The following is a 24950-nucleotide window of genomic DNA, read 5'->3' as shown; positions in this document are numbered from 1 at the left end:
GTCACCCCATGGGTAGAGGCCCCTCCATCGAGAACCGCAAAAACGCGTCTGACGCGAAGCGCGGCAAGATTTTCACCAAGATCATCCGCGAGATCGGCGTTGCCGCGCGCGGCGGTGGAGGCGACCCCAACAACAACCCGCGCCTGCGCGTTGCCATGGACAAGGGCCTGTCCTCGAACATGTCCAAGGATGTGATCGAGCGCGCCATCAAGAAGGCGACCGGTGAGCTGGAAGGCGTGGAGTACGAAGAGATCCGCTACGAGGGCTATGCCCCCGGTGGCGTGGCCGTGATCGTGGACTGCCTGACCGACAACCGCGTGCGCACCGTGGCCGATGTCCGCCATGCGTTCAGCAAGTGCGGCGGCAACATGGGCACCGAAGGCTCGGTGGCCTTCATGTTCAAGCGCCTGGGGGTGCTGCACTTCGCCGCCGGTGCGGACGAAGAAGCCGTCACCGAAGCGGCGATCGAGGCCGGTGCGGACGACATCGTGGTCTACCCGGAAGATGGGGCGATCGATGTGCTCACCGCGGCCGACAGCTATCACGCCGTCAAGGACGCGATGGAAGCAGCCGGTTTCAAGCCGGACCATGCCGAAATCACCTTCCGTGCCGACAACGACATCAAGGTCGAGGGCGACACCGCTCTGCAGGTCAAGAAGCTGCTGGACATGCTCGAAGACCTGGACGACGTGCAGGACGTGTTCTCCAACGCCGATCTCGGCGCGGACGCCTACGCCTGAGCGGGCCCTTCACCGGTCGCTTTGCGCGACCGGTGAGCGGACAATGCGGACCATGATGACTCCAGCCGTTCCCTGTTATCCCCGCCGCATGTGTCCCTTCCGGGCCGCGGGCGGCCGTGTGCGTGCCGCATGACACGCATCCTCGGCATCGACCCCGGTTCGCAGCGCACCGGGGTGGGCATCATTGATGTGGACGCCGCCGGCAGGGTGGTGCATGTCCACCACCTGCCACTGGTGCTGCTGGGCGCGGACGACTTCCCGCAGCGGATGAAGCTGCTGGTGGTGGGCCTGACCGCCCTGGTCGAGGAGTACCGCCCCGACGAAGTGGCCATCGAAAAGGTGTTCATGGCACGCAACCCGGATTCGGCCCTGAAGCTGGGCCAGGCCCGCGGCGCGGCCATCTCGGCCGTGGTGATGCGCGACCTGCCGGTCAGCGAATACGCGGCCACCGAGATCAAGCTGGCCGTGGTGGGCCGCGGTGGCGCGGAAAAACAACAGGTCCAACACATGGTCGGGCTCATGCTCAACCTGAAAACCAAGCTGCAGGCCGACGCTGCCGATGCGTTGGCCGTGGCGATCACCCACGCCCATGTCCGGGCCACGGCGCTGCGCCTGGGCGTCAATGCGCGCCAGGCCTGGAGCCGGAAATGAGGAAAACTGCATGATTGGTCGTCTGCGCGGGATCGTGGCCTACAAGGCGCCGCCGTGGCTCATGGTCGACGTCAACGGCGTCGGCTACGAACTGGAGGCGCCGATGAGCACCTTCTACGACCTGCCCGAGCTGGGCCGCGAGGTCACGCTGTTCACCCACTACGCGCAGAAGGAAGACAGCGTCTCGCTGTACGGCTTCCTGCGCGAGGGCGAGCGCCGCCTGTTCCGCGATGTGCAGAAGGTCAGCGGGATCGGTGCCAAGATCGCGCTGGCGGTGCTGTCCGGCGTCAGCGTGGATGAATTCGCGCGCATGCTGCAGGCCGGTGACATCACCGCGCTGACCCGCATCCCGGGCATCGGCAAGAAGACCGCCGAGCGCATGGTGCTGGAGCTGCGCGACCGCGCGGCCAATTTCGGCGGCGGCGGGGCACCCATCGCCGGCGCGGCACCGGCCACCGATCCGGTCTCCGAGGCGACCGTGGCCCTGCAGCAGCTGGGTTACAAGCCGGTCGAGGCTGCACGCATGGCGCGCGACGCCAACGCCGAAGGCGACGATGTCGCCACGGTCATCCGCAAAGCCCTGCAGGCTGCGCTGCGCTGAGCCGCGCGCCCGCCTGTTCCTGATCCGATACCGACCGCGTCCGCCCGGAGCCTCATGTCCACCACTTCCCCCCAGCACAGCGACGGCCAGGCCCCGCACGGCCACGCGCCGGCGGCCGGCGGCATGGCGCTGATGATCGGCGCCATCGGCGTGGTGTTCGGCGACATCGGCACCAGCCCGCTGTACACGCTCAAAGAAGCGTTCTCCCCGCACTACGGCCTCAACAGCGACCATGACACCGTGCTGGGCGTGCTTTCCCTGGCCTTCTGGGCACTGAACATCGTGGTGACGCTCAAGTACGTCACCATCATCATGCGCGCCGACAACGACGGCGAGGGCGGCATCATGGCGCTGATGGCGCTGACCCAGCGCACCCTGCGCAACGGGTCGCGCTCAGCCTATGTAGTGGGCATCCTGGGCATCTTCGGTGCCTCGCTGTTCTTCGGCGACGGCGTGATCACCCCGGCGATCTCGGTGCTCGGCGCGGTCGAGGGCCTGGAGGTCGCAGCCCCCGGGCTGCATGCGTTCATCGTGCCGATCACGGTGGTGGTGCTGCTGGCCGTATTCGCGGTACAGCGCTTCGGCACGGCCAAGATCGGCAAGCTGTTCGGCCCGATCACCTCGATCTGGTTCATTTCGCTGGCCGCGATCGGCATCTGGAACATCGTCGATGCGCCGGAAGTGCTCAAGGCCTTCAACCCGATGTGGGCGCTGCGCTTCTTCATGGAGCACGGCTGGCACGGCATCTTCATCCTCGGCGCGGTGGTGCTGGCGGTCACCGGCGGCGAAGCGCTGTATGCCGACATGGGGCACTTCGGGGCCAAGCCGATCCGCCACGCCTGGTACTTCTTCGTGCTGCCCTGCCTGGTGCTGAACTACCTGGGGCAGGGCGCGCTGGTGCTCAACAACCCCGAGGCGGTCAAGAACCCGTTCTTCGAGGCCGTGCCGGACTGGGCGCTGTACCCGATGATCATCCTGGCCACCATGGCGGCGGTGATCGCCTCGCAGTCGGTCATCACCGGTGCGTTCTCGGTCTCGCGCCAGGCCATGCAGCTGGGTTACATCCCGCGCATGCGCATCACCCACACCTCGCACGACACCATCGGCCAGATCTACATCCCGGGCATCAACTGGGGCATCGCGGTGATGGTGATCGGGCTGGTGCTGGCCTTCCGCAGCTCCTCCAACCTGGCCGTGGCCTACGGCATTTCGGTGTCGGCCACCATGCTGATCGATACCCTGCTGCTCGCACTGGTCGCCCGCGCGCTGTGGCCGAAGGCGCGCAACTGGATCCTGCCGCTGTGCGTGATCTTCTTCGTGATCGACCTGGGCTTCGTGATCGCCAACGGCGCCAAGCTGCTGCAGGGCGCGTGGTTCCCGGTGGTGCTGGGCATCGTGCTGTTCACCATGATGCGCACCTGGCGCCGGGGCCGCGAGCTGCTGCGCGATGAGATCCGCAAGGACGGCATCCGGATCGACACCTTCCTGCCGGGCCTGATGCTGGCCCCGCCGGTGCGGGTGCCGGGTACCGCCGTGTTCCTGACCGCCGACCCCTCGGTGGCCCCGCACGCGCTGATGCACAACCTCAAGCACAACAAGGTGCTGCACGAGCGCAACGTGTTCCTGCACGTGGTGACCCTGCCGGTGCCGTACGCGCCTTCGGGCCAGCGCCTGAAGATCGAGTCGGTGGGCGATGAGTTCTATCGGATCTACGTGCGCTTCGGCTTCATGGAGACCCCGGACGTACCGCTGGCGCTGATGCGCTCGTGCGACCACGGCGGGATCTACTTCGACCCGATGGACACCACCTTCTTCGCCAGCCGCGAGACCATCGTGGCCACGGCCAACCGCGGCATGCCGATCTGGCGCGACAAGCTGTTCGCGCTGATGCACCGCAACGCGGCGCCGGCGACCGGGTTCTTCCGGATTCCGGGGAATCGGCTGGTGGAACTGGGCGCACAGGTGGAGATCTGACTGCCTCGGATCGCCCCTTGCTGCCCAAGGTTTGCTGCGCAGACCTTGGGACCCGGGCGCCTTCCAGTTAAAACCCCGCACCGTCGGTGTGCCCCTCCGATGCGTAACCGGTAGTGCCGGCCGCTGGCCGGCTCCCCATGACCCCTGCATCGTGCGGAGCCGGCCAGCGGCCGGCACTACCTGGAGCGCGCATCGTGCGGAGCCGGCCAGCGGCCGGCACTACCTGGAGCGCGGATCGCGCTCCTTTTGCCGCATAATTGCCGCATGACAGACGACCGCATCATCGGTGCCGGTGCCACCCGCGAAGACGAGGGCACCGACGCCAGCATCCGCCCCAAGCGCATGGCCGATTACCTGGGCCAGGCGCCGGTGCGCGAGCAGCTGTCGATCTACATCGAAGCGACCAAGGCGCGTGGCGACGCGCTCGACCACGTGCTGATCTTCGGGCCGCCGGGCCTGGGCAAGACCACCTTGAGCCACGTGATCGCCAACGAGCTGGGGGTCGCGCTGCGCGTCACCTCCGGGCCGGTGATCGAGAAGGCCGGTGACCTGGCCGCGCTGCTGACCAACCTGCAGCCGCACGATGTGCTGTTCATCGATGAAATCCACCGCCTCTCGCCGGTCGTCGAAGAAGTGCTGTACCCGGCGATGGAAGATTTCCAGATCGACATCATGATCGGCGAAGGCCCTGCGGCCCGCTCGATCAAGATCGATCTGCCGCCGTTCACGCTGATCGGTGCGACCACCCGTGCCGGCCTGCTGACCGCGCCGCTGCGCGACCGCTTCGGCATCGTGCATCGGCTGGAGTTCTATACGCCCGAAGAGCTGACGAAGATCGTCCGGCGCTCGGCCAGCATCCTCAACATCGACTGCACCGCCGAAGGCGCGGCCGAGATCGCCCGGCGCTCGCGCGGCACGCCGCGTATCGCCAACCGGCTGCTGCGCCGGGTACGCGACTTCGCGCAGGTGAAGGCGGCCGGCCACATCGACCAGGCCGTGGCCCAGGCCGCCATGCAGATGCTCAAGGTCGACCCGGAAGGCTTCGACGAGCTCGATCGGCGCCTGCTGCGGACCATGGTCGATTACTTCGACGGCGGTCCGGTCGGGATCGAATCGCTGGCCGCCGCGCTCTCCGAAGAGCGTGGCACGCTGGAAGACGTGGTCGAACCCTATCTGATCCAGCAGGGCTTCCTGATCCGCACCGCCCGGGGCCGCATGTGCACGCACAAGGCCTACCGGCACATGGGCCTGAAGCCGAAGAATCCGCCGGCCGACCTGTTCGCGGAGGTCCCGGATGTCGGTTGATCCCCGGGTTGAGCCCCGATTCAGTTGGCCGACACGCATTTACTGGGAAGATACCGACGCTGGCGGGGTCGTGTACCACGCCCGCTACGTGGCCTTCATGGAACGGGCGCGGACCGAATGGATGCGCGCATTGGGGTATGGTCAGGAGCGCATGCGCTGCGACCATGGCCTGGTGTTCGCGGTGCGCAGCATGACCATGGATTTCCTCAAGCCGGCGCGGCTGGACGATGCGCTGGCGGTCACCGCCACGCTGGTGCAGTGCAAGCGTGCCAGCATGGTGTTCGCCCAGGCCGTGTGCCGGGGCGAGGAAACACTGCTGACCGCGCAGGTGAAGATCGCCGCGCTCGATGCAGCCACCTTCAAACCGCGTGGCATGGACGATGCACTGCATGCCGCGCTGAAACACCTCGAATTTCCAGAATCCGCATACTGAGGAACAACGGATGATCGCAATGCTCCTGGCCCTGCAGGCCACGGTGACCGAAGCGCTGCCGCAGGAAGTCACCAGCGCCGCGGCGCAGACTGTCGCCCAAGCCGCGCACGGCGGTGGCATCAACTACCTGGACCTGATGGTCAAGGCCAGCATCCCGGTGAAGATCATCGTGCTGCTGCTGCTGGCCGGCTCGTTCATCAGCTGGGTGATCATCTTCCGCAAGGCGCGCGTGTTCAACGCCGCCAACCGCGCTGCCGATGAGTTCGAAAGCCGCTTCTGGTCCGGTGCGGACCTGGGCAAGCTGTACAGCTCGGCGACCGACCGCAACCGCCAGGTCGGTGGCCTGGAAGCGATCTTCGAATCGGGCTTCCGCGAGTTCACCCGCCTGCGCGACAAGCGCCGCCTGGATGGCCGCGCCCAGCTGGAAGGTGCCCAGCGCGCCATGCGCACCACCTATACCCGCGAAGTGGACCAGATGGAGCGCAGCCTGGAGCTGCTGGCCAACATCGGCTCGACCGCCCCGTACGTGGGTCTGGTCGGCACCGTGTTCGGCATCATGGTGACCATGCACGACATGATCAACAGCGGCGAGCAGGCCGGTATCGCCTCGGTCGCCCCGGGTATCTCCGAAGCCCTGTTCGCCACCGCCATCGGCCTGTTCGTGGCGATCCCGGCGGTGTGGGCCTACAACCGCTTCACCACCCGCGTGGAGCGCATGTCGGTGCGCTTTGAAACCTTCGCAGAAGAGTTCAGCTCGATCCTGCAGCGTCAGACCGCGGGCGACGAGTAAGCGCCCAGCACAGGAGTCCTGCCATGACCGCAGCCATTGGCCGCCGCAAGCGCCGAAAGCTCAAATCCGAAATCAACGTCGTGCCCTACATCGACGTCATGCTGGTGCTGCTCATCATCTTCATGGTGACCGCGCCGCTGCTCACGCTGAGCTTTGAAGTGGATCTGCCGACCTCCCAGGCCAAGGCGCTGGAGAGCAAGCAGGATCCGGTGATCGTCTCCGTCCGCCTGGATGGCCAGCTCAGCCTGAAGCTGCCCGAGGCCAAGGATCCGGAACCGATGGATGCCGCCCGCCTGCAGGCCCAGCTGTCCGCGCTTTCCTCGCAGGACAAGAACCTGCGCGTGATCGTTGCCGCCGACAAGGCCGTGGCCTATGAGAAGGTGGTCGCGGCCATGGACGTGATCAAGCGCGCCAACGTGGAAAAGGTGGGCCTGGCGACCGATGCACGCTGAAGCCCTGCCACCGCAGCGTCAGCCTGAAGAGAAGTGGGGTCTGCCGATCGCGCTGGCGCTCGGCGTGCACCTGCTGCTGGCCCTGATCTTCATCGCCGCCTGGTTGTGGTCGCCGCAACGCACCACCGAAGCGGCCGCCGGCGATCCGGCCATCGAGGCCAGCCTGCAGCTGTCCGCCTCCGAAGCCTCGGCCGCGCGCCAGGCCCTGCGCGCCTCCGAGACGCTGCCGGACCTGCCCGAACCGGTCGCCGAGCCCGAGCCCATTCCCGAAGACACCGTGCCGCCGCCGCAGCCGTTGCCCGAGCCGCGCCCGCAGGACGCGCCGACGCCGCAGCAGTCGCAGGCGCAGGAGCGCATCGCCCAGCCGGACACGGTCGACCAGGAAGCGGTCAACGCGCTGGCGATCTCGGCTGAAAAGGCCAAACAGGAGCAGGAAGCCAAGCGCCGCCAGGAACAGATCGATCTGACCGAGCGCAAGCGCCAGGAACAGGCCGAGCAGAAGCTGCGCCTGGCCAAGCAGCAGGAAGAGGCCGAGCTGAAGAAGAAGCTGGCCGAGCAGGAACAGAAGGCCAACGACGCCAAGGCCGAGGCCGAGCGCGACAAGAAGCTGGCCGAGATCCGCCGCAAGCGCGCCCAGGCCGAGAACGAAGCCAAGCTGGCCGAGCAGAAGCTGCGCCAGGTCACCGCCGCGCGTGCCGCCAATGCCTCGGCCTCCACCGCCGGTGCCACCGGTGCCGCCAAACCGGCGGCCGGTGCGGGCGGGACCAGCGACGATCTGAGCGCCAAGTACGCCGCCGCGATCCAGCAGAAGGTCTCCGCGCAGTGGACGCGTCCGGATTCGGTGCCATTGGGCCAGCGCTGCCAGGTCTCGATCACCCAGATTCCGGGCGGGCAGGTCATCCAGGCCAAGGTCAGCGGCAGCTGCCCGTTCGACGAGGCCGGCCGCCGCTCGATCGAGGCCGCCGTATTGAATGCCCAGCCGTTGCCGTACCGCGGTTTCGAATCGGTGTTCGCGCGCACGATCAACTTCACCTTCACCGCCCAGGATTGATCCCGGGCGGTCCGGTGATGGTCCGCCGACACGCTGTACAGGGGCTCATGGCCAAGTTGGGGGGCGGAGCGCGCCGAATCCGGCCGGTTGGTTAACGGGCCGTGAGATTTGTGCGCTCGGTGACTCGGAATTCACACTGCCTTGGTTCATGATTGCGAAACTGTTCACCGCGGTCCTGTTATCCCTCGTTCTGGTTTCCCCCCTATTGAGCGCTCCATGAAAAAAATGCCTCGCTGGCTTGCCGTTGTTGCGGCCCTGTTGTTGCCCTTTGCTGCCATGGCGCAGCAGAAGGGGCTGGATATCGACATCATTGGCGGCAATGCCTCCGCCACGCCGATCACCGTCGTCCCGATGCCCTACCAGGGTTCGGCCGGTGCCCCGCAGACCGACGTGGCCGCCGTGGTACGCGCCGATCTGGACCGTTCCGGCCAGTTCCGCAACCTGCCGGAAGCCCAGATCGTCGAAAAACCGACCCGTGGCAGCGAGATCCAGTTCGCCACCTGGCGCGCGCTGAAGCAGAACTACATCGTCGTCGGCCGGGTCATGGACGCCGGTGCCGGTGCCTACCGCGTGGAGTACGAGCTCTACGACGTGCCCAAGGGTGAGCGCCTGCTCGGCCTGGCGATGACCGCCCGTGGCAACGCCATGCGCGATGTCGCCCACCAGATGGCCGATGCCATCTACGAAAAGATCACCGGTGTCCGCGGCGCCTTCTGGACCCGCATCGCCTATGTCACCGCCAGCGGCAAGGGCGATGCCATGCGCTATGCGCTGATGGTGGCCGATTCGGACGGCTTCAACCCGCAGACCATCGTGCGCTCGGCCGAGCCGCTGCTCTCGCCCAGCTGGAGCCCGGACGGCAACAAGCTGGCCTACGTCAGCTTCGAACGCGGCAACTCGGCGATCTACATCCAGAACATCTCCAGTGGCGCCCGTGAGCTGGTCACCAGCTTCCGCGGCATCAACAGCGCCCCCTCGTTCTCCCCGGACGGCCGTCGCCTGGCCCTGTCGCTGTCGCGCAGCGGCAACCCGGAGATCTACGTGATGGACCTGGGCAGCAAGCAGCTGACCCAGCTGACCAACCACTTCGCCATCGATACCGAGCCGACCTGGAGCCCGGACGGCAGCAGCGTCTACTTCACCTCCGACCGTGGTGGCCGCCCGCAGATCTACCAGGTGGCCTCCAGCGGCGGCAGCGCTTCGCGCGTGACCTTCCAGGGCAACTACAACGCCACCCCGAGCCTGTCCTACGACGGCAAGAAGCTGGTGGTCGCCCAGGGCAGTGGCAACACCTACAAGATCGCGATGATGGACAGCAGCACGGGCTCGGCCCGCTGGAACACGCTGTCGCCAGGGTCGCTGGATGAATCGCCGAGCTTTGCGCCCAACGCGAGCATGGTGTTGTACGCCGCCCGCGAGGGTGGTCGTGGAGTGTTGTATGCCGTTTCGGCCGATGCGCGCGTGCGCCAGCGGCTGGTTCTGGCCGACGGTGATGTTCGTGAGCCTTCTTGGTCGCCATACCGTACAAAGCGCTAACAGAGTGTTAAGATTTCGCCGTATTCATCCCTCATCCGGCTTTAGGAGCCTCAAAGGTATCGCCATGAACAAGACCACCCGCGTTCTGCTTGTCTCCCTGTTGTCCGTGGCCGCCCTGGCCGGTTGTTCCAAGAAGGTCAAGGAAGCGCCTGTTGCCCCGGTCGATACCGGCAGCACCACCGCTCCGACCGGCCCGTCCACCTCCGGCCTGTACGGCCCGGGCGATCTGGATACCGACTCCTGCCTGCGCCAGCGCGTGGTGTACTTCGACCTGGACAAGGAAGACGTGAAGCCGGAATTCCAGGCCATCATGGCTTGCCACGCCAAGTACCTGCGTGACCGTCCGTCCTCGCGCATGACCCTGCAGGGCCACACCGACGAGCGCGGTTCGCGCGCGTACAACCAGGCCCTGGGCGAGCGTCGTGGCAACGGCGTGTCCTCGGCACTGCAGGCCAACGGTGGTTCGGCTTCGCAGCTGACCGTCGTGTCCTACGGTGAAGAGCGTCCGGTCTGCACCGAGTCGGGCGAGTCCTGCTGGTCGCAGAACCGTCGCGTCGAGATCGTGTACACGGCTCAGTAATAGATGCGCTTTCGATTTCTATCGATGATCGTTGCGGCAGCCCTCGTGGCTGCCGCACCGGCCAATGCGCAGCGCCAGAGTCTGGCCGACCGCGTCGGCGCGCTTGAGCAGCAGGCGAACAACAACCAGTCCAACATGGACATGCTCAACCAGCTGAACCAGCTGCGTACCCAGTTGCAGGCCCTGCAGTCGCAGGTCGAGCAGCTGCAGCACGACAATGAGCAGCTCAAGCAGACCGGCAAGGACCAGTACCTGGACCTGGACAGCCGCCTGAACCGCCTGGAAGGTGGAGCCCCCGTGCTTCCCGCCGCCCCGGCCGCAGCCGCGACTGCCCCCGCTGCACCCCCGAAACCGGCAACGGCCGCTTCCGAGCGGCCGCCCTCCGTGCACGGCGATGCCGGCAGCCTGGCTGCCAGTGGCGACGAGCGCACGGCCTACAATGTCGCCTTCGATTCGCTCAAGGCCGGCAAGTACGACGACTCAGCGCAGCTGTTCATGAGCTTCCTCGAGCTGTACCCCAACGGTGTCTATACCCCCAACGCGCTGTACTGGTTGGGTGAAAGCTATTACGCCACCCGCAATTTCCCGCTGGCTGAGGCGCAGTTCCGCGACCTCATCTCGCGTTACCCGACCCATGACAAGGCGTCCGGTGGCCTGCTCAAGATCGGCCTGTCGCAGTATGGCGAAGGCAAGGTCGACCAGGCCCAGGCGACCTTGGAGCAGGTCGTGTCCACGTACCCCGGCTCCGACGCCGCGCGCACCGCGCAGGACCGTCTACAGTCGATCCGGCTGGGTCAGCAGATCCGCTGAACCCGCCCCGGGCCGCTGAGGCGGCCGGGCCCGGTATAATGATTGATCGCCAACCGGGCATTGCCCGGTCTTCCGTGCCGGGCCATGCCCGGCTGTTGTCGTTTCCGAAGCCGTCCCCCAAGAATCACCGCCATGACCACGACCCTGTCCGCTGCCGCCGCACTCCCCAGTGAGATCGTGCAGTCCCCGCTGCCGCGACTGAAGATCACCGAGATCTTCCTGTCCCTGCAGGGCGAAGCCGATACCGCCGGCTGGCCGACCGTGTTCGTGCGCCTGACCGGCTGCCCGCTGCGCTGCACGTACTGCGATACCGCCTACGCCTTCCATGGCGGCACCTGGTGGGACATCGACGCGATCGTGGAAGAGGTGCTGGCCCAGGGCGTGCACCACGTCTGCGTGACCGGTGGCGAGCCGCTGGCGCAGAAGCGCTGCCTGGTGCTGCTGGAGAAGCTCTGCGATGCCGGCCTGGACGTCTCGCTGGAAACCTCCGGTGCGCTGGATGTCAGCGCCGTCGATCCGCGCGTATCGCGGGTGGTCGATCTGAAGACCCCCGGCTCCGGCGAAATGGCCCGCAACCGCCTGGAGAACCTGCCGCTGCTGACCAAGCGCGACCAGATCAAGTTCGTCCTGTGCAGCCGCGAAGATTACGAATGGGCCCGCGGCATGGTCCGAGAGCATCGCCTCAACGAGCGCAGCATGGTGTTGTTCTCGCCGAGCAAGAGCGAGGTCAGCCCGCGCGAGCTGGCCGACTGGATCGTCGCCGACCGCCTGCCGGTGCGCTTCCAGATGCAGCTGCACAAGCTTCTGTGGAATGACGAGCCGGGCCGGTAAGCCGCCTCGGCATTCCCTGATGTACCCGGCGCGGGACAGCGTGCTGGTTCCCTGCAAACCACCGGAAACACCCCATGAAGAAAGCAGTCGTCCTCCTGTCCGGCGGCATGGACTCCGCCGCCGTCGTCGCCATCGCCCGCGAGCAGGGTTTCGCCGTCCACGCCCTGAGCGTGCGCTACGGGCAGCGCCACACCTCCGAACTCGATGCCGCCGCGGCGGTCGCCAGCGCGCTGGGCGCGGTGGCCCACAAAACCGTCAACGTCGACCTGCGCAGCATCGGCGGCTCGGCCCTGACCGATGATATCGACGTCCCCGAAGCGGGCGGTGAGGGCATCCCGGTCACCTACGTGCCGGCCCGCAACACCATCATGCTGTCCGTCGCGCTGGGCTGGGCCGAAGTGCTGGGCGCCAACGACATCTTCTGTGGCGTCAACGCCGTGGATTACTCCGGCTACCCCGATTGCCGCCCTGAGTTCATCCAGGCCTTCCAGGCGCTGGCCAACCTGGCGACCAAGGCGGGTGTGGAAGGGGCGGGCATCCAGGTCCACGCGCCGCTGCAGTTCCTGAGCAAGGCCGACATCGTGCGTGAAGGCGTTCGCCTCGGTGTGGACTTCGGCCTGACCGTGTCCTGCTACAACGCCGACGACCAGGGCCGCGCCTGCGGGCACTGCGACGCCTGCCGCCTGCGTGCGCAGGGTTTCACGGATGCCGGCGTACCGGATCCCACCCACTACGTGTGATGCCGGACGGGTACGCATGAGCGCGAAGATGCGTTAGAATGCGCACCCCCGGCGTCATGTCGGGGATGCAATGGGCCGTTAGCTCAGTTGGTAGAGCAGAAGACTTTTAATCTTTTGGTCGATGGTTCGAATCCATCACGGCCCACCATTGCATCCATGATCAAGGCGACCGCGAGGTCGCCTTTTTCATGCCTCCCGTTCGGCCCGGATCGCATCAAGCCCCGTCCTTCTGCATGGAACGCGTCGTGAACAACCAGCTCCCACATCCCCGGTCTACCTTCCGTCCCCACGCGCTGCTGCGTGGCACTGCACTGGTCCTTGCGCTGATTGCCCTGGATGCGGGCGCCGCGCAGGATCTGACGATCACCTACTACGACGTGCAGGGCGACACCCTGCAGGAACTGCGCGCCTCACTGAACGCGCACGGGCCCGTCGGCAAGGACGGCGTGCGCCATCACGGCCACGTGGACTGGTACGTGGGGTGGAACTTCGACTATGCCCCACGAGGTGCAGGTTGCAGGCTCGGCAAAGTGCGCATGGAGGTGAGGGCCACCATGGTGCTGCCGCGCTGGACCGGCGCGGACACGGCGCCCGCCTCGCTGCAACAGGAATGGGCGCGCTACAGCCAGGCGCTGCGGGTACATGAAGACGGCCATGCAGCGCATGCCGATCAGGCTGCCGAGGACATCCAGCGACGATTCGCCGCCGTCGGCGGCGGGATGCGCTGCCCGCAGCTCGGTGAGGAACTCAACCGCATCGGGAAAGCGGTTCTCGATGAATACGCCGCGCGCGACAAACAGTACGACGAGACCACCGAGCATGGTGCCACGCAGGGCGCGCGTCTCTAGCGCGCAGGAGGCACTGCAGTGAGCGGCTCAGTGCCGCGTGATGTCCTCGGCAACGGTCTCCAGCAGTCGTTGCGCGCGTGCGCGTGCCCCTTCGCCAGCGCGGGGCGTGATCGGTAGATCGGGCGCGATGCCCGCCACTTCATCGGTGCCGTCGGCGCGCAACCGGACACAGTCCGGAATACGCATGCGCAGGTGTGAGTGGGGCAGCTCGCGCGATGGGGCGCCGCTCATGAAACCGCAGCCGTAGCCACCACTACCGATGCCGACGATGCGCGCGATGCGGTTGTCCTGCATGCGCGCGGCAAACATCTCCGCCGAGGACACGGTCTTGCCATTGGTGATGACGTAGACCGGCCCGTCCCACGCACCCCAGTGGGCGCGCAGGTCCTGTGCCCAGTCGAGACGGTGGGCGATCAGGAAATCGTCCAGCGTATCCACCGCCTGGCTTGGCAGCGGGCCACCGGAGGTGCCTGCCGCGACCAGGCGGCGGCACTGGCCGCCGTTCCATGGCTGCTGGGTCTGCCACACCCAGGACAGGTCACAGGCTGGAAGGCTCAGTGCACGCCGCGAAGCATCGAAGCTGGCGCGCTCCGCCGTCAGCAGGCGGCGGGCGGTGGCGGCCGGATGATGGCGGCGCAGGGCATCGTCGAGTCGCTCGTACTGTTCGTCGAGATAGGGCTTGCCTGCGGCGGACTGACTGACCAGCAGCGTGGCCGACGTGACCGGCCGCGGGGTGAACAACCGCGCAAGCGTGTCGCCACTGTCATCCCCGCCCGGGTTGTCGCCGACATCGACCAGCACGGCATCGACGCCATCGTGCTGGAACCGGCGCAGGCTGCCGGCGATCATGGCCACCCAGCCGTTCACCAGCACGCTGCGCATGTCGCCGATGGAATCGGCATGGCGCAGCTGTGGCCACAGCGCGTGGCATAGACCGGGATAGCGCAGCGCATCGAACTCGTGCAGCCGAAGCACGCCCACCTTGCGTCCCTCGGGCAACGCGAGGATGCCGGCGCGCAGCGCAGGGTCGGCCTGGCCGTCCAAGGGGGTGTAGCCGGGCAGTGTTTCCAGCGGAAGGCTGAAGTCCTGCCGGCCTTCATCGGCGACCCCGAGCGCGGCGCAACCGGCACTCGGGCCCAGCGTGCGCGGATCGACAGCCCGTGGTGGCTGGGACGTGCCGCCTGCATCCAGCCGGTCGAGCAGCGCTAGGTGGCCATCATGGAAGCCGGCCAGAAAACTGCGCAGCGCCTGGGTGGCCTGGGCGTCATTGCGTGCCTCGGCGAGGTCGCGCTGTGCCCGGGCATCAAGGGTCGGCAGATCGACGCCGCTCTCGGGCGAGGCCATCCAGGCCAGGTGTGCGTAGTCGCTCTGCAATGCTGCTTTGAGCACCGCGTAATCTGCCCGCCAGGCATCCCGATCCACTGCCGCGGCCGCGCTCACGCCACTGGCCGAGAGCGTGCCCACCGCCGCCAACAGGCCTGCCATCCATCGCATGGTTGCCATCACATCCTCCCTGAGTCGGGCCGGCACATCCGGCTTCCGCGTGACTGTCCACCCTCGATCTTAGTCAAGGGGACGCCTCGCAGGTAGTGGCAGCGGTGCCCTGCGCACACCTGCACGTCGAGGCGGAGAAGCGCCATGAGCATTGCAGGGAAGGACGCCACGGGCCGATCCTTGCGCCCGGCGGACCGTGTCGGCTGGAGGAGGCGCCGCATACACCCGCTACGCATGCGATCGCGCACAATAGGCCGTCTTTGAGCTGATTGCTGTTGGAGGTGCCATGAAACGTGTCGTCCTGCTGAGCCTGGGGGCGCTTGCGCTCGCGGCGTGCTCCAAGCCTGAATCCGCCGATCAGGCGGGCCCGTCGGCCACCGCCGAGGCCCCCACCGCGGCCAAGCCTGCCGACCCTGCCGCTGCCGCGACCCAGTCCCCGTCGTTCGATTGCGCCAAGGCACAGTCCGAGGCCGAGAAACTGGTGTGCGTCGACCCCCGGCTGGCCGCGCTGGACCGTCAGCTGGCCGCGCTCTACAAGCGTGTGCAGACCAGTCCGGACGAGCTGGACATCGCGGCCGAACAGCGTGGCTGGATCAAAGGGCGCGATGCCTGTTCGCGCGCGGTGGATCCCAAGCGCTGCCTGGTCGAGTCCTATCAGACCCGTCTGGTCGAGCTGACCATCAACGGCGGCGGCATCCAGGTGCCGGCGAAGGTCGAGTACCGCTGCGACGACAACAGCAAGCCGGTGACGGCGGTGTTCTACAACGACATCGACCCGACCGCGGCCGTGGTCAGCTGGGGCAACGATCAGGCGATCGTCTTCCCGATGCCCGTGAGCAAGGACGAGAACAATGGCGGCCGCTGGGGCCGGGAGGGCGTCGACCTGCGTATCCACGACGACCAGACCACCCTGGACTTCTACGGCACCACGCTGCAGTGCCAGATCGCCCGGTGATGCCGGCCACCGCCGCGTGGCTCAGCGCACGCGGCGGTAGCGCACCTCGTTCTGCCGGTCGCCGACCTCGGTGGTGACGAACCCGTCGCGGCTCTGGCTGATATCGAACACGCTGCTGCCGACGTTGAGCTGGCCGCCGTTGATCCAGCCATTCAACGTCTGGCCGCGGGTCTGCGCGCTCATCCGGCCATCGCTGTCGATGCGCATGCGGATGTCGGCATTGAAGGTCGGGTTGTAGCCCTCGAATTCTCCGATCATCCAGCCGGGTACGTAGGACGTATGCCGGGCGCCCTGGTAGGTGTCGTCGTCGTAGCGCGCGTCATCCTTGTTGGCGTTGTGCGCCAGCGCGCCGAGGATGGCCGCGCCGATCAGCACGCCGGCGGCGACCTTGGCGTCGTGGTTGTCATCATCGTGGCGATCATCACGGTCGCTGCCGCCGTGGACCCGGAACGAGGCCCGGCAGCCATCATCCACCCAGACCTCGCGGCGGTCGTAGTCCCAGGTGCGGCCTTGCCGGCAGTCCGCACCGGACAGCTTGCGGTCCAGGGTGACGTAGCCGGCGCGGGGCAGGGTGCAGGATTGATAGCGGTTGTCGCGGCTCTCGCAGGTGACGAAATCATCCGCACGCGCGTTCTCGAACGGAAGCAGCAACAGCAGGGGCGTGGCCAGCAGCGTACGAAAAAGCATGACGTCGATTCCGGCAGGGAAAAGAAGCGCGTTTCACTGACGCCGACGATGGGCACGCGGGCATGAAATCCGGATGAAGATCACCCGCCGTTCAAACCGATCAGCCGCCTCAGGCGCAGGCGGCCAGCGGTTGCTGGAAACAGGCCCGGATCGCGTCGAGCAGTTCGCTCATGCTGTACGGCTTGGGCAGGAAATGCATGCCAGGGCCGAGCTGCGGCACCACGACGGAAGGCTCCAGGCCCGAGGTGACCAGCACCGGCAGCCCGGGCCGTTCCTGCTTGACCCGATGGGCGGCCTCGATGCCGCTGACCGCGCCCAGGCAGACATCGGTGAACACCAGATCGAAGCGCTCGCCGGCCTGGAGCAGCCCCAGCGCGGCTTCCGCCGAACTGACCGCAACGACTTCGCAGGCCTGGCTTTCCAGTGCCATGCGGCTCAGTTCGCGGGTGTCTTCGGTGTCTTCGATCAACAGCACGCGGGGTTCGGGATGGTGCTTGGACAACAACATGGAGCGTGGTTCCTGCTTACCCCCGGACAGGGGCGCGCAAGTATCGCGGGCCGCCGGTGAGGAGGCCGTGGACGGCACCGAAATGCCGGGTAAACCCCCCGCGTGGCCTGCCTTCGAGTGGCTCATGCCGATGTGAGGGACCGGGGCCTGCGGCGGTGCCAGACCCAGACCAGCGCCACCGCCAGTCCTGCTGCTGACAGGCGCAGCACGGTAGCCGGCCAACCGACGGCCGTGGCCTCGGTGATCACGAACACGTTCCAGGCCAGGTTGAGCGAGACATGCAGGGCCAGCCCGCTCCACAGGGTGTAATCGTCCAGAGTATTGAGCCAGGCGAACACCAGCCCACCGATGCCGGTGATGGCGAACACCTGCAGGGCCATGCCGCCGCCACCGCCGAACGACCACCAGTGGATGGCGCCGAAGATCACGGCCTGGACCAGCGCAGCAGCCAGCCACGGCCAACGCTGCTGACGGTGCGCGAAGATGAAACCGAAACCGCGGAAGATGATCTCTTCGGCGAGTGGAAACAGCACGCCGAGCATCAGCAGGGCGAGAACATCCTGGGTCGGATTGAATCCCCCCAGCCACCACAGACCCAGCCAGCACGGCAGCGTCGCCAGCAGCGCCAGGGCCGGCCCCTGCCAGCCATTCCAGCGCAACCCGAGCAGCGCATGCAGGCGCTGCCCCGGCCGCACCAGCAGCGCGGCCACGAGCAGCACCAGCAGCACGCCCAGGCCGTTGTCGAGGATGGCGCCGCCATAGGGAATCGGCAGTTTCGGGATCGGTGCGCCCAGCCACGCGGCTATGTCGCGCAGGTTGATCGAGATGGCCAGGGTCAGCACGACCACGCAGGCGGCCAGCCAGGTGGGCAGGCGGAAGGACGGCATGGGACGCTCCATATCCAGGGATGCGTGGATTGTTGGCGAGGACAGGCCGGGCAGCATGGGGCATTGGTCGGGGGCCATCGGTCATGGCCGCGTTGCACCACGGTCAGGTGGGACCGGCTAGAGTGCGGCTTTGCCCCTTGGATAACTGCCCATGCAATGCCCCGTATGCAAGACCCAAGCGCTGCAGATGTCCGAGCGCCAGGGCATCGAGATCGATTACTGCCCGCAGTGCCGTGGCGTGTGGCTGGACCGTGGCGAGCTGGACAAGATCATCGAGCGCTCGGCCGGTGCCGCAGCACCGGCTCCGGTACGCGCGGCTGCTCCGCCGCCGCCGGCCGCCGTGCAGCACCGTGACACCCGCCATCTGGGCCAGCAGCAGTACGGCGACCAGCACGGCTACCGCAAGAAGAAAAAAGAAAGCTTCCTGTCGGACCTGTTCGACTTCTGACAGGCGCCTGTGCCGTGCTCAGGCGCGGCGCAGGATGAATTCCCGGTCGACACTGTCGCCGACCGGAAAATCGTATTCGCCGACCTTGCTGCAGCCATAGCGCGCATAGAAGCGCTGCGCACCTAGATTTTCCGACCATACGCCGACCCACAGCGTGCGCCGCTGCGGTTGATCGAGCCACGCCAGGAACGCGTCCATCAGGCGCGCGCCGTGACCACCGCCCTGGTGGCTGGCGAGCAGGTAGAGACGTTTGAGTTCGATATCGCCCTCGGCGGCATCGGCATGCGGCAGACCGTTCGGCCCTGCTGCGAGATAGCCCACCACACGTGCGCCGTCTTCCAGCAGCCACGCCGCATTGCGTGGGTCGGCGAGCTCGCGGCGTTGTGGCTCGACCGCGTAGTGGCTGTCCAGAAAATCGCGCAGATCCTGCGGCGAGTACGAATCGCCAAAGGTCTCGGCGTAGGTGGCGATGGCGATCGCCGACAGCGCGCCGGCATCGGCAACGGTGGCACGGCGGAGGATCAACGTCATGGCGCAGGGCAGGCAGCTGGGGCCGGCAGCTTACGGCATCGGCGCAGGCGGCAGGGGTTCCGGGCACCTTGGTACCCGGAACCTGTCACGGCCGCTGGATCAGAACCAGACCCGTACGCCCGCCACCCAGCGGGTATCGCGCGCGCGCTCACCGGCCGCCTCGTGGTAATCAGCGGTATCGCCGAACAGCCGCTCGTGGCTGATACCGATGTAAGGCGCGAAGCGGCGGCTGAACTCGTAGCGCAGGCGCAGCCCGGCCTCGACCTTGTTGAGTCCCGAACCGTTGCCGTACGCCGGCTCGTCCTTGGCCGAGAACGTGGCTTCCACCAGCGGCTGCAGGATCAGGCGGTTGGTCAGCAGCAGCTCGTACTCCACTTCCACCGTCGCAGCAAACTGTCCGCCTTCGCCGATGTAGGCCGTGGCCGAGGTCTCGAACTTGTACGGCGCCAGGCCCTGGATGCCGAACGCCGCCCACGTGCGCGAATCCGCCGGGCGGAAATCCTGCTTCACGCCGACCAGCACGTCCCACCACGGCGAGACGCTGCGGCCGTACATCACCTCGAGATTGGCCGACTCGGTGCGGCCGTCACCGCGCTCGCCTTCGCTGCGCAGCCATAGCCTGTTGATGTTGCCGCCCACCCAGCCGCTGGCCTCCCAGGCCTGGCCGGTGCCGTGCTGACCGTCCCAGTGTTCGAGGCGGTTGACCAGCAGCATGCTGTGGATCTCCGGTGCATGCTCCATCGCGCCGTGGTCGATCGGCGGGAACGCGGCGAGGCGGTCCGCGGCCGTCACCGCCGGAATCGGTTCGAGCGGTTCGGTGGGCGCAGGCGCCTTCGGCACGCCATGACCCATCGCGGCATGGTCCATCTTCGAATGATCCATCTGGCCGTGATCGGTCTTGCCGTGGTCCATCGCCGAATGGTCCATCTGGCTGTGATCAGCGCTGCCGTGGTCCATCTTCGAATGATCCATCTGGCTGTGATCAGTGCTGCCTTGGTCCATCTTCGAATGATCCATCTGGCTGTGATCGACGTTGCCGCCATCTGCCGGTGGTGTGTCGGCCGTGGTTGCGGTCGGCGTCGTGGCATGGCCGGCATGCGATTGCGCCCAGGCCGGTGCCGACAATGCCAGCAGCAGGGCGGTACTCAAGGCCGATGTGGCGATGAAAGGAGAGCGGCTCATTCTTCGATCCTCACTTCGCGCATCATGCCCGCTTCCATGTGGTACAGCAGGTGGCAGTGGTAGGCCCAACGGCCGAGCGCGTCGGCACGCACGCGATACGTGCGGCGGGTGCCCGGTGGCATGTCGATGGTGTGCTTGCGCAGGTGGAATTCGCCGTCCGCATTTTCCAGATCGCTCCACACGCCGTGCAGATGGATCGGGTGCTGCATCATGGTGTCGTTGACCAGCACGATGCGCATGCGTTCACCGTAGTTCAGGCGCAGCGGTTCGGCGCTGGCGAACGGAATGCCGTCGAAGGACCAGCTGAATTTCTCCATGTGGCCGGTCAGGTGCAGCTCGACCTCGCGGCCGGGATCGCGGCCATCGGGATCGTCGAACAGGCTGCGCATCGCACCGTAGGTCAGCACGTGACGACCGTTGTCGCGCAGGCCGATGCCGGGATCATCGAGCTTTGGGTCGGTGGCCATGCTCTGCATGTCCACCAGCGGATTGCCTTTTTCGCTGGCCGGGTGGCGCGGTGCCTTGGGATCGGCGCCGTGCGTGCCGTGGCCCATGCTGGCGCCGCAGCCGCCTTCCATGCCCTTCATGTCGTGGCCCGCCATCCCGTTCGAGGCATGGCCCATGTCATGTCCCATGTCGCTCATGGTTAGCAGCGGGCGCGCGTCGCGCTCGGGAATCGGCGCCTGCAGGCCGTGGCGGACCGCCAGAGTGCCGGCGGCGTAACCGGTGCGGCCCATGTCCTGGCAGAAGATCGTGTACGCGTCCTGGCCGCTGGGTTCGACGATCACGTCGAAGGTTTCAGCCGGGGCGATGCGGAATTCATCGATGCTGACCGGGTGGATGTACTGGCCATCGGCGGCGACCACGGTCATTTTCAGGCCGGGGATGCGCACATCGAAGTAGGTCATCGAGCCACCGTTGATGAAGCGCAGCAGCACCTTCTCGCCACTGCGGAACAGCCCGGTCCAGTTGCCCGCCGGTGCGGTGCCGTTGAGCAGGTAGGTATAGGTGTGGGCGTTGATGTCGGAGATGTCGGTCGGCGTCATCCGCATCCGGCCCCACATGCCGCGGTCGGCGGTGGCTGCGGCCCAGCCATCCCGGCGCACATCACGGAGGAAGTCGGGCAGGGTGCGCTTGTAGTAGTTGTCGTACTCGGCGAGCTTCTTCATGCGCCGGAACAGCGCGCCAGGGTCCATGTCGGTCCAGTCCGAGAGCACGATCACGTGCTCACGGTCGAAGCGGTACGGCGCCGGCTCGAGCGGGTCGATGATCAGCGCGCCGTACAGGCCGGCCTGTTCCTGGAACATCGAATGGCTGTGGTACCAGTACGTGCCCGACTGCTTGAGGGTGAAGCGGTACTGGTAGGCCTCGCCGGGGGCGATGCCGTTGAAGCTCAGGCCGGGCACGCCGTCCATGTTGGCCGGCAGCAGCAGGCCGTGCCAGTGGATGGAGGTGGGGTGCCCCTGCAGCGTGTTGGCCACCCGGATGTTGACCGTCTGGCCTTCGCGCCAGCGAAGGATCGGCGCCGGCAGGCTGCCGTTGACGGTGATCGCCGGGCGGGTGCGCCCGGTGAAGTTGGCCAGCGATTCGCCGATGCTCAGCTGCACGTCATGGCTGCTGAGCACCTGCGGGGCACCGGCCAGGCCGGGGCCGGCGGCCGCGAAGGCGCGTGGGCTCAGGCCGGTGGCGGCCAGACCGGCGACCACGCCGCCGGCAGCCACGCCCTGCACGAACAGGCGGCGTGACGGCATGGGCGGGGTGCCCGTGCCGGGTGTTTTAAGGAAAGACATTGCAACTCCGGATCCGATTCGAATGGCACGCGGGGTGCCGGCAACGCCCGCAGGCGGGGCCATGCGGGCAGGGCATCAGGCAGGCGCTCGCAGAGCGCTGCGGATCAGGCGATCGGAGGGCGGGTGATGCGGTCCAGCGGCGGTGTCGGTTGCGACGGATGCGCGGCCGGCAGCGGGGCCAGCGACAGCGGCGGGGGCGTGGCCAGCCAGGCGACCTGGGCGGTCAGGCTGGGTTGCTGCGCGCAGCTGCGCAGGCAGTCCTTGATCTTGCAGTGGTCGCCATCGTGAGGCGCCTGCACTCCGCTGGCGGCACCGGGCATGGCGTGGTGGTCATGCGGGAGGGCGGCCGCCGGTGCATCACCATGGCAGGGCGGTGCGGCACGGCTTGCGGTGGCCGGCTCGGCCAGGGCGAGCGCCATCGGGCCGGCCATGGCCACGTTCAGCCCGTTGAGCAACAGGCTGAGCATCAGGACGACTCGCAGGAGCAGGCCACTGGCGGACATGGGGCTCACCTTACTGCCAAATCCGCACGGTCGCACCTATGGCTGAACACGCGGTTCAACTCTGGAGCAAGGTCTGTCTGGCCGCCCCGGCGCATCAGCCTTCCTCGCGCACGATCTCGACCAGGCGGTCGCCGTAACGGGCCAGCTTGGTGCCACCGATGCCCCCGACCCGGCCCAGCGCATCGACGCTGGTGGGGCGCTGTTCGGCAATGTTGCGCAGGGTGCTGTCGTGGAAGATCACGAAGGCCGGCACGTTCTGCTCGCGCGCGAGTTCGGCGCGCAGGCCCCGCAGCGCATTGAACAGCGCCAGGTCCTGCGGCAGCACCGACAGGCCGGTGCGCTGGCCGCTGCGATCGCGCTCGCGGGCCGCCTTGGGCGTCTCGCGGCGCATCATGACCTTGCGCTGGCCCTTGAGCACCTCGCGGCTGCCATCGGTCAGGCGCAGCCCGCCGTAGGCGCTGCTGTCCACCTCGAGCAGGCTGGAGGCGACCAGCTGGCGGAACACGCTGCGCCAGGTACGCGCGTCCAGATCCTTGCCGATGCCATAGGTGCTCAGTTCGGTATGCCCGAACTGGCGGACCTTCTCGTTCTCGCCCCCGCGCAGGATGTCGATCAGATGGCCCACGCCGAAGCGCTGGCCACTGCGGTAGACGCAGCTCAATGCCTTCTGGGCGGCGACGCTGGCATCCCAGGCATCGGGCGGCAGCAGGCAGTTGTCGCAGTTGCCGCAGGGCTGCGGGTAGGTCTCGCCGAACCCGGCCAGCAGGACCTGGCGGCGGCACTGCATGGATTCGCAGTAGCCGAGCAGGTGGTCCAGTTTGGAGCGTTCCAGCGCTTTGCGTTCTTCGCCCGCCTCGGACTGCTCGATCATCTGTTTGAGCAGCACCACGTCGCCCAGGCCGTAGCAGAGCCAGGCCTCGGCGGGCTCGCCATCGCGACCGGCGCGGCCGGTTTCCTGGTAATAGCCTTCCATCGATTTGGGCAGGTCGGTATGCGCGACGAAGCGCACGTCCGGTTTGTCGATGCCCATGCCGAAGGCGATGGTGGCGCACATGACGATGCCATCCTCGCGCAGGAAGCGACGCTGGTTGGCGGCGCGGACCTCGGGCGGCAGGCCGGCGTGGTAGGGCAGGGCGTTCATGCCCTCCTTGCACAGGAACTCGGCGGTTTCCTCGACCTTGCGCCGCGACATGCAGTAGACGATGCCGGCGGCCCCGCGGTGGACCTTGAGGAAGTCCAGCAGCTGCCTTTTGGCGTTGTCCTTCTGGACGACGGTGTAGCGGATGTTGGGCCGGTCGAAGGAGCTGACGAAGTGCTGGGCGTTGGTGAGGTCCAGGCGTTCGGCGATCTCGCGCTGGGTGGGCGGATCGGCGGTGGCGGTCAGCGCGATGCGCGGCACGTCGGGCCAGCGTTCGTGCAGGACGGTGAGCTGGCGGTATTCGGGGCGGAAGTCGTGGCCCCACTGGGAGACGCAGTGGGCTTCGTCGATGGCGAACAGGGCGATCCGGCTGCGCGAGAGCAGCGACAGGAAGCGACCGGTGAGCAGGCGCTCGGGCGCGACGTAGAGCATGTCCAGTTCGCCGGCGAGCAGTTCGCGTTCGACGCGGGCACTGGTTTCGCCGTCGAGGGTGGAGTTGAGGTATTCGGCGCGGACGCCGAGCTGGCGCAGGGCTTCGACCTGGTCCTGCATGAGGGCGATCAGCGGCGAAATGACGATGCCGGTGCCGTCGCGGAGCAGGGAGGGGACCTGGTAGCAGAGCGATTTGCCGCCGCCGGTGGGCATGAGGACGAGCGCGTCATTGCCGGCGGCGACATGCTCGACGATCGCCTGCTGCGGACCGCGGAATTCGTCGTAACCAAAGATGCGGCTGAGCAGGTCGTGCGCGGGGCGGGAAGACATCGCCGTAGTTTACAGGGCTGGGCGCCCCGAGGCGGGTCATCCCATTCCGGATGTGAACGTAAGCGGGACACCCTTCGACCAGGCAGCCCCCCTTGGAGTCAAGGGGGGCGCGCCGCAGCGCAACCTTGGAAATCCCGCGGGGGCAAGGCCCCCAGAGGGATTACTGCAGCAGCGAACGCAGCATCCAGGCGTACTTTTCGTGGGTCTGCAGGCGCTGGGTCATCAGATCTTCGGTCGGTGCGTCATCGGCATCGTCGGCCACATCCAGCACTTTCCGGGCAGTGCGGCACACGGCCTCGTTGGCGGTGACCAACTGGCGTACCATTTCACGCCAGTCCGCGCTGTCGGTCAGGCCCGGCTCCTCGGCGATCGAGGTCAGGGCCGCGAACTCGCGGTAGGAGCCCGGGGCGTTGAAGCCCAGTGCACGGATGCGTTCAGCGACGTCGTCCAGGGCGGCCCACTGTTCGGTGTACTGGGTCTCGAACATGGTGTGCAGCGAGTTGAACATCGACCCGGTCACATTCCAATGGAAGTTGTGCGTCTTCAGGTAGAGCGTGAACGCATCTGCCTGGAAGGCCGACAGTCCATCGGCGATCTTCTTGCGATCGCCCTCCTTGATCCCGATATCAATGTTCGGGGCCGACGGGGCCGCCGCGCCGAGTTTCTGCTTGGCCGTCTTGGGCTTTGCCGGGGTCTTGGTCGTCTTCGCCATGGGAGAACTCC

At 67.0% G+C, this 24950-nt stretch carries 27 protein-coding genes and 1 tRNA gene; 18 read left to right on the top strand and 10 right to left on the bottom strand.

From position 1 onward, the window contains the following. Window positions 1–8 precede the first annotated feature (8 nt). The 16 genes from PV764_RS06645 to PV764_RS06570 all read left to right on the top strand — a co-directional run bounded on the left by PV764_RS06645 (window position 9) and on the right by PV764_RS06570 (window position 13342). Window positions 9–740: a YebC/PmpR family DNA-binding transcriptional regulator gene (locus tag PV764_RS06645; protein ID WP_019186141.1), complete on the top strand. Its 732-nt coding sequence runs from the start codon at window positions 9–11 to the stop codon at window positions 738–740. Between the two features lie 129 nt (window positions 741–869). Continuing rightward, a complete protein-coding gene (gene ruvC, locus PV764_RS06640) occupies window positions 870–1391 on the top strand; it encodes a crossover junction endodeoxyribonuclease RuvC (RefSeq protein WP_019186142.1) in 522 nt (173 codons plus the stop codon). A gap of 10 nt (window positions 1392–1401) precedes the next feature. Then, window positions 1402–1992: a Holliday junction branch migration protein RuvA gene (gene ruvA / locus PV764_RS06635; protein WP_046274332.1), complete on the top strand. Its 591-nt coding sequence runs from the start codon at window positions 1402–1404 to the stop codon at window positions 1990–1992. A 123-nt stretch (window positions 1993–2115) separates the two neighbouring features. Then, on the top strand, window positions 2116–3966 hold the full coding sequence (locus tag PV764_RS06630) for a potassium transporter Kup (protein WP_341986574.1): 1851 nt from the start codon (window positions 2116–2118) through the stop codon (window positions 3964–3966). Between the two features lie 264 nt (window positions 3967–4230). Further along, window positions 4231–5271 carry a Holliday junction branch migration DNA helicase RuvB gene (gene ruvB / locus PV764_RS06625; RefSeq protein ID WP_019185223.1) on the top strand — a complete coding sequence of 347 codons (1041 nt, stop codon included), beginning with the start codon at window positions 4231–4233 and terminating at the stop codon, window positions 5269–5271. After that, complete coding sequence (ybgC, locus tag PV764_RS06620) at window positions 5261–5704, top strand: tol-pal system-associated acyl-CoA thioesterase (RefSeq protein WP_019185222.1); 444 nt, start codon at window positions 5261–5263, stop codon at window positions 5702–5704. The genes ruvB and ybgC overlap by 11 nt, the downstream gene beginning before the upstream one ends. A 10-nt stretch (window positions 5705–5714) precedes the next feature. Beyond that, on the top strand, window positions 5715–6494 hold the full coding sequence (tolQ, locus tag PV764_RS06615; RefSeq protein WP_019185221.1) for a protein TolQ: 780 nt from the start codon (window positions 5715–5717) through the stop codon (window positions 6492–6494). Window positions 6495–6517: 23 nt separating this feature from the next. Continuing rightward, on the top strand, window positions 6518–6946 hold the full coding sequence (tolR, locus tag PV764_RS06610) for a protein TolR (RefSeq protein ID WP_019185220.1): 429 nt from the start codon (window positions 6518–6520) through the stop codon (window positions 6944–6946). After that, window positions 6936–7997, top strand: a complete 1062-nt coding sequence (gene tolA / locus PV764_RS06605; protein ID WP_019185219.1) for a cell envelope integrity protein TolA — start codon at window positions 6936–6938, stop codon at window positions 7995–7997. The genes tolR and tolA overlap by 11 nt, the downstream gene beginning before the upstream one ends. A 216-nt stretch (window positions 7998–8213) precedes the next feature. Beyond that, window positions 8214–9533 carry a Tol-Pal system beta propeller repeat protein TolB gene (gene tolB, locus PV764_RS06600; RefSeq protein ID WP_046272625.1) on the top strand — a complete coding sequence of 440 codons (1320 nt, stop codon included), beginning with the start codon at window positions 8214–8216 and terminating at the stop codon, window positions 9531–9533. Window positions 9534–9597: 64 nt separating this feature from the next. Then, window positions 9598–10113, top strand: a complete 516-nt coding sequence (gene pal, locus PV764_RS06595; protein ID WP_019185217.1) for a peptidoglycan-associated lipoprotein Pal — start codon at window positions 9598–9600, stop codon at window positions 10111–10113. A 3-nt stretch (window positions 10114–10116) separates the two neighbouring features. Then, complete coding sequence (ybgF, locus tag PV764_RS06590; protein ID WP_046272626.1) at window positions 10117–10923, top strand: tol-pal system protein YbgF; 807 nt, start codon at window positions 10117–10119, stop codon at window positions 10921–10923. 132 nt (window positions 10924–11055) lie between these two features. After that, on the top strand, window positions 11056–11754 hold the full coding sequence (gene queE, locus PV764_RS06585; RefSeq protein WP_046272627.1) for a 7-carboxy-7-deazaguanine synthase QueE: 699 nt from the start codon (window positions 11056–11058) through the stop codon (window positions 11752–11754). 74 nt (window positions 11755–11828) lie between these two features. Beyond that, the gene (gene queC, locus PV764_RS06580) at window positions 11829–12494 is read left to right on the top strand and encodes a 7-cyano-7-deazaguanine synthase QueC (protein ID WP_019185214.1); all 666 of its coding nucleotides are present in this window, start codon (window positions 11829–11831) and stop codon (window positions 12492–12494) included. Window positions 12495–12566: 72 nt separating this feature from the next. After that, window positions 12567–12642: transfer RNA gene (locus PV764_RS06575), tRNA-Lys, on the top strand. Between the two features lie 85 nt (window positions 12643–12727). Beyond that, window positions 12728–13342 carry a DUF922 domain-containing Zn-dependent protease gene (locus PV764_RS06570; RefSeq protein ID WP_341986519.1) on the top strand — a complete coding sequence of 205 codons (615 nt, stop codon included), beginning with the start codon at window positions 12728–12730 and terminating at the stop codon, window positions 13340–13342. Window positions 13343–13369: 27 nt separating this feature from the next. On the opposite strand, the gene PV764_RS06565 is transcribed toward PV764_RS06570, so the two are convergent. Then, a complete protein-coding gene (locus PV764_RS06565; RefSeq protein WP_421116339.1) occupies window positions 13370–14845 on the bottom strand; it encodes a S41 family peptidase in 1476 nt (491 codons plus the stop codon). A 277-nt stretch (window positions 14846–15122) separates the two neighbouring features. Between PV764_RS06565 and PV764_RS06560 the strand changes: the two genes are divergently transcribed. Continuing rightward, window positions 15123–15791: a lysozyme inhibitor LprI family protein gene (locus tag PV764_RS06560; protein ID WP_019185161.1), complete on the top strand. Its 669-nt coding sequence runs from the start codon at window positions 15123–15125 to the stop codon at window positions 15789–15791. Window positions 15792–15812: 21 nt separating this feature from the next. Here the strand turns inward: PV764_RS06560 and PV764_RS06555 are convergent, their stop codons facing one another. From PV764_RS06555 to PV764_RS06545, 3 genes are all read right to left on the bottom strand, one after another. Next, entirely contained in the window at window positions 15813–16478 is a 666-nt protein-coding gene (locus PV764_RS06555) for a DUF3011 domain-containing protein (protein ID WP_019185160.1), read from the bottom strand. A 109-nt stretch (window positions 16479–16587) separates the two neighbouring features. Further along, complete coding sequence (locus PV764_RS06550) at window positions 16588–16986, bottom strand: response regulator (RefSeq protein WP_019185159.1); 399 nt, start codon at window positions 16984–16986, stop codon at window positions 16588–16590. A gap of 122 nt (window positions 16987–17108) precedes the next feature. Next, on the bottom strand, window positions 17109–17873 hold the full coding sequence (locus PV764_RS06545; RefSeq protein ID WP_399619400.1) for a CPBP family intramembrane glutamic endopeptidase: 765 nt from the start codon (window positions 17871–17873) through the stop codon (window positions 17109–17111). Window positions 17874–18024: 151 nt separating this feature from the next. Here PV764_RS06545 and PV764_RS06540 point away from each other — a divergent pair, with 151 nt between their 5' ends. After that, a complete protein-coding gene (locus PV764_RS06540; RefSeq protein WP_019185157.1) occupies window positions 18025–18321 on the top strand; it encodes a zf-TFIIB domain-containing protein in 297 nt (98 codons plus the stop codon). A gap of 18 nt (window positions 18322–18339) precedes the next feature. On the opposite strand, the gene PV764_RS06535 is transcribed toward PV764_RS06540, so the two are convergent. The 6 genes from PV764_RS06535 to PV764_RS06510 all read right to left on the bottom strand — a co-directional run bounded on the left by PV764_RS06535 (window position 18340) and on the right by PV764_RS06510 (window position 24939). Next, on the bottom strand, window positions 18340–18852 hold the full coding sequence (locus tag PV764_RS06535; protein WP_421116338.1) for a GNAT family N-acetyltransferase: 513 nt from the start codon (window positions 18850–18852) through the stop codon (window positions 18340–18342). Window positions 18853–18951: 99 nt separating this feature from the next. Then, window positions 18952–20034 carry a copper resistance protein B gene (locus PV764_RS06530; RefSeq protein WP_341986514.1) on the bottom strand — a complete coding sequence of 361 codons (1083 nt, stop codon included), beginning with the start codon at window positions 20032–20034 and terminating at the stop codon, window positions 18952–18954. After that, window positions 20031–21824, bottom strand: coding sequence for a copper resistance system multicopper oxidase (locus PV764_RS06525; protein WP_421116337.1), 1794 nt, complete (start codon window positions 21822–21824; stop codon window positions 20031–20033). Before PV764_RS06525 ends, PV764_RS06530 begins: the two co-directional genes overlap by 4 nt. A gap of 104 nt (window positions 21825–21928) precedes the next feature. After that, window positions 21929–22327 carry a CopL family metal-binding regulatory protein gene (locus tag PV764_RS06520; RefSeq protein ID WP_046272672.1) on the bottom strand — a complete coding sequence of 133 codons (399 nt, stop codon included), beginning with the start codon at window positions 22325–22327 and terminating at the stop codon, window positions 21929–21931. 94 nt (window positions 22328–22421) lie between these two features. After that, the gene (gene recQ / locus PV764_RS06515; RefSeq protein ID WP_019185152.1) at window positions 22422–24227 is read right to left on the bottom strand and encodes a DNA helicase RecQ; all 1806 of its coding nucleotides are present in this window, start codon (window positions 24225–24227) and stop codon (window positions 22422–22424) included. Window positions 24228–24387: 160 nt separating this feature from the next. Beyond that, window positions 24388–24939 carry a Dps family protein gene (locus PV764_RS06510; RefSeq protein ID WP_019185151.1) on the bottom strand — a complete coding sequence of 184 codons (552 nt, stop codon included), beginning with the start codon at window positions 24937–24939 and terminating at the stop codon, window positions 24388–24390. Between the last annotated feature and the right edge of the window lie 11 nt (window positions 24940–24950).

Origin of the sequence: Stenotrophomonas sp. AS1, assembly GCF_048957655.1 — a bacterium.
Taxonomy (GTDB): Bacteria; Pseudomonadota; Gammaproteobacteria; order Xanthomonadales; family Xanthomonadaceae; genus Stenotrophomonas; species Stenotrophomonas bentonitica_A.
The sequence above is the reverse complement of the archived record's forward strand: the minus strand, read 5'-3'. Positions and strand labels throughout refer to the sequence as shown.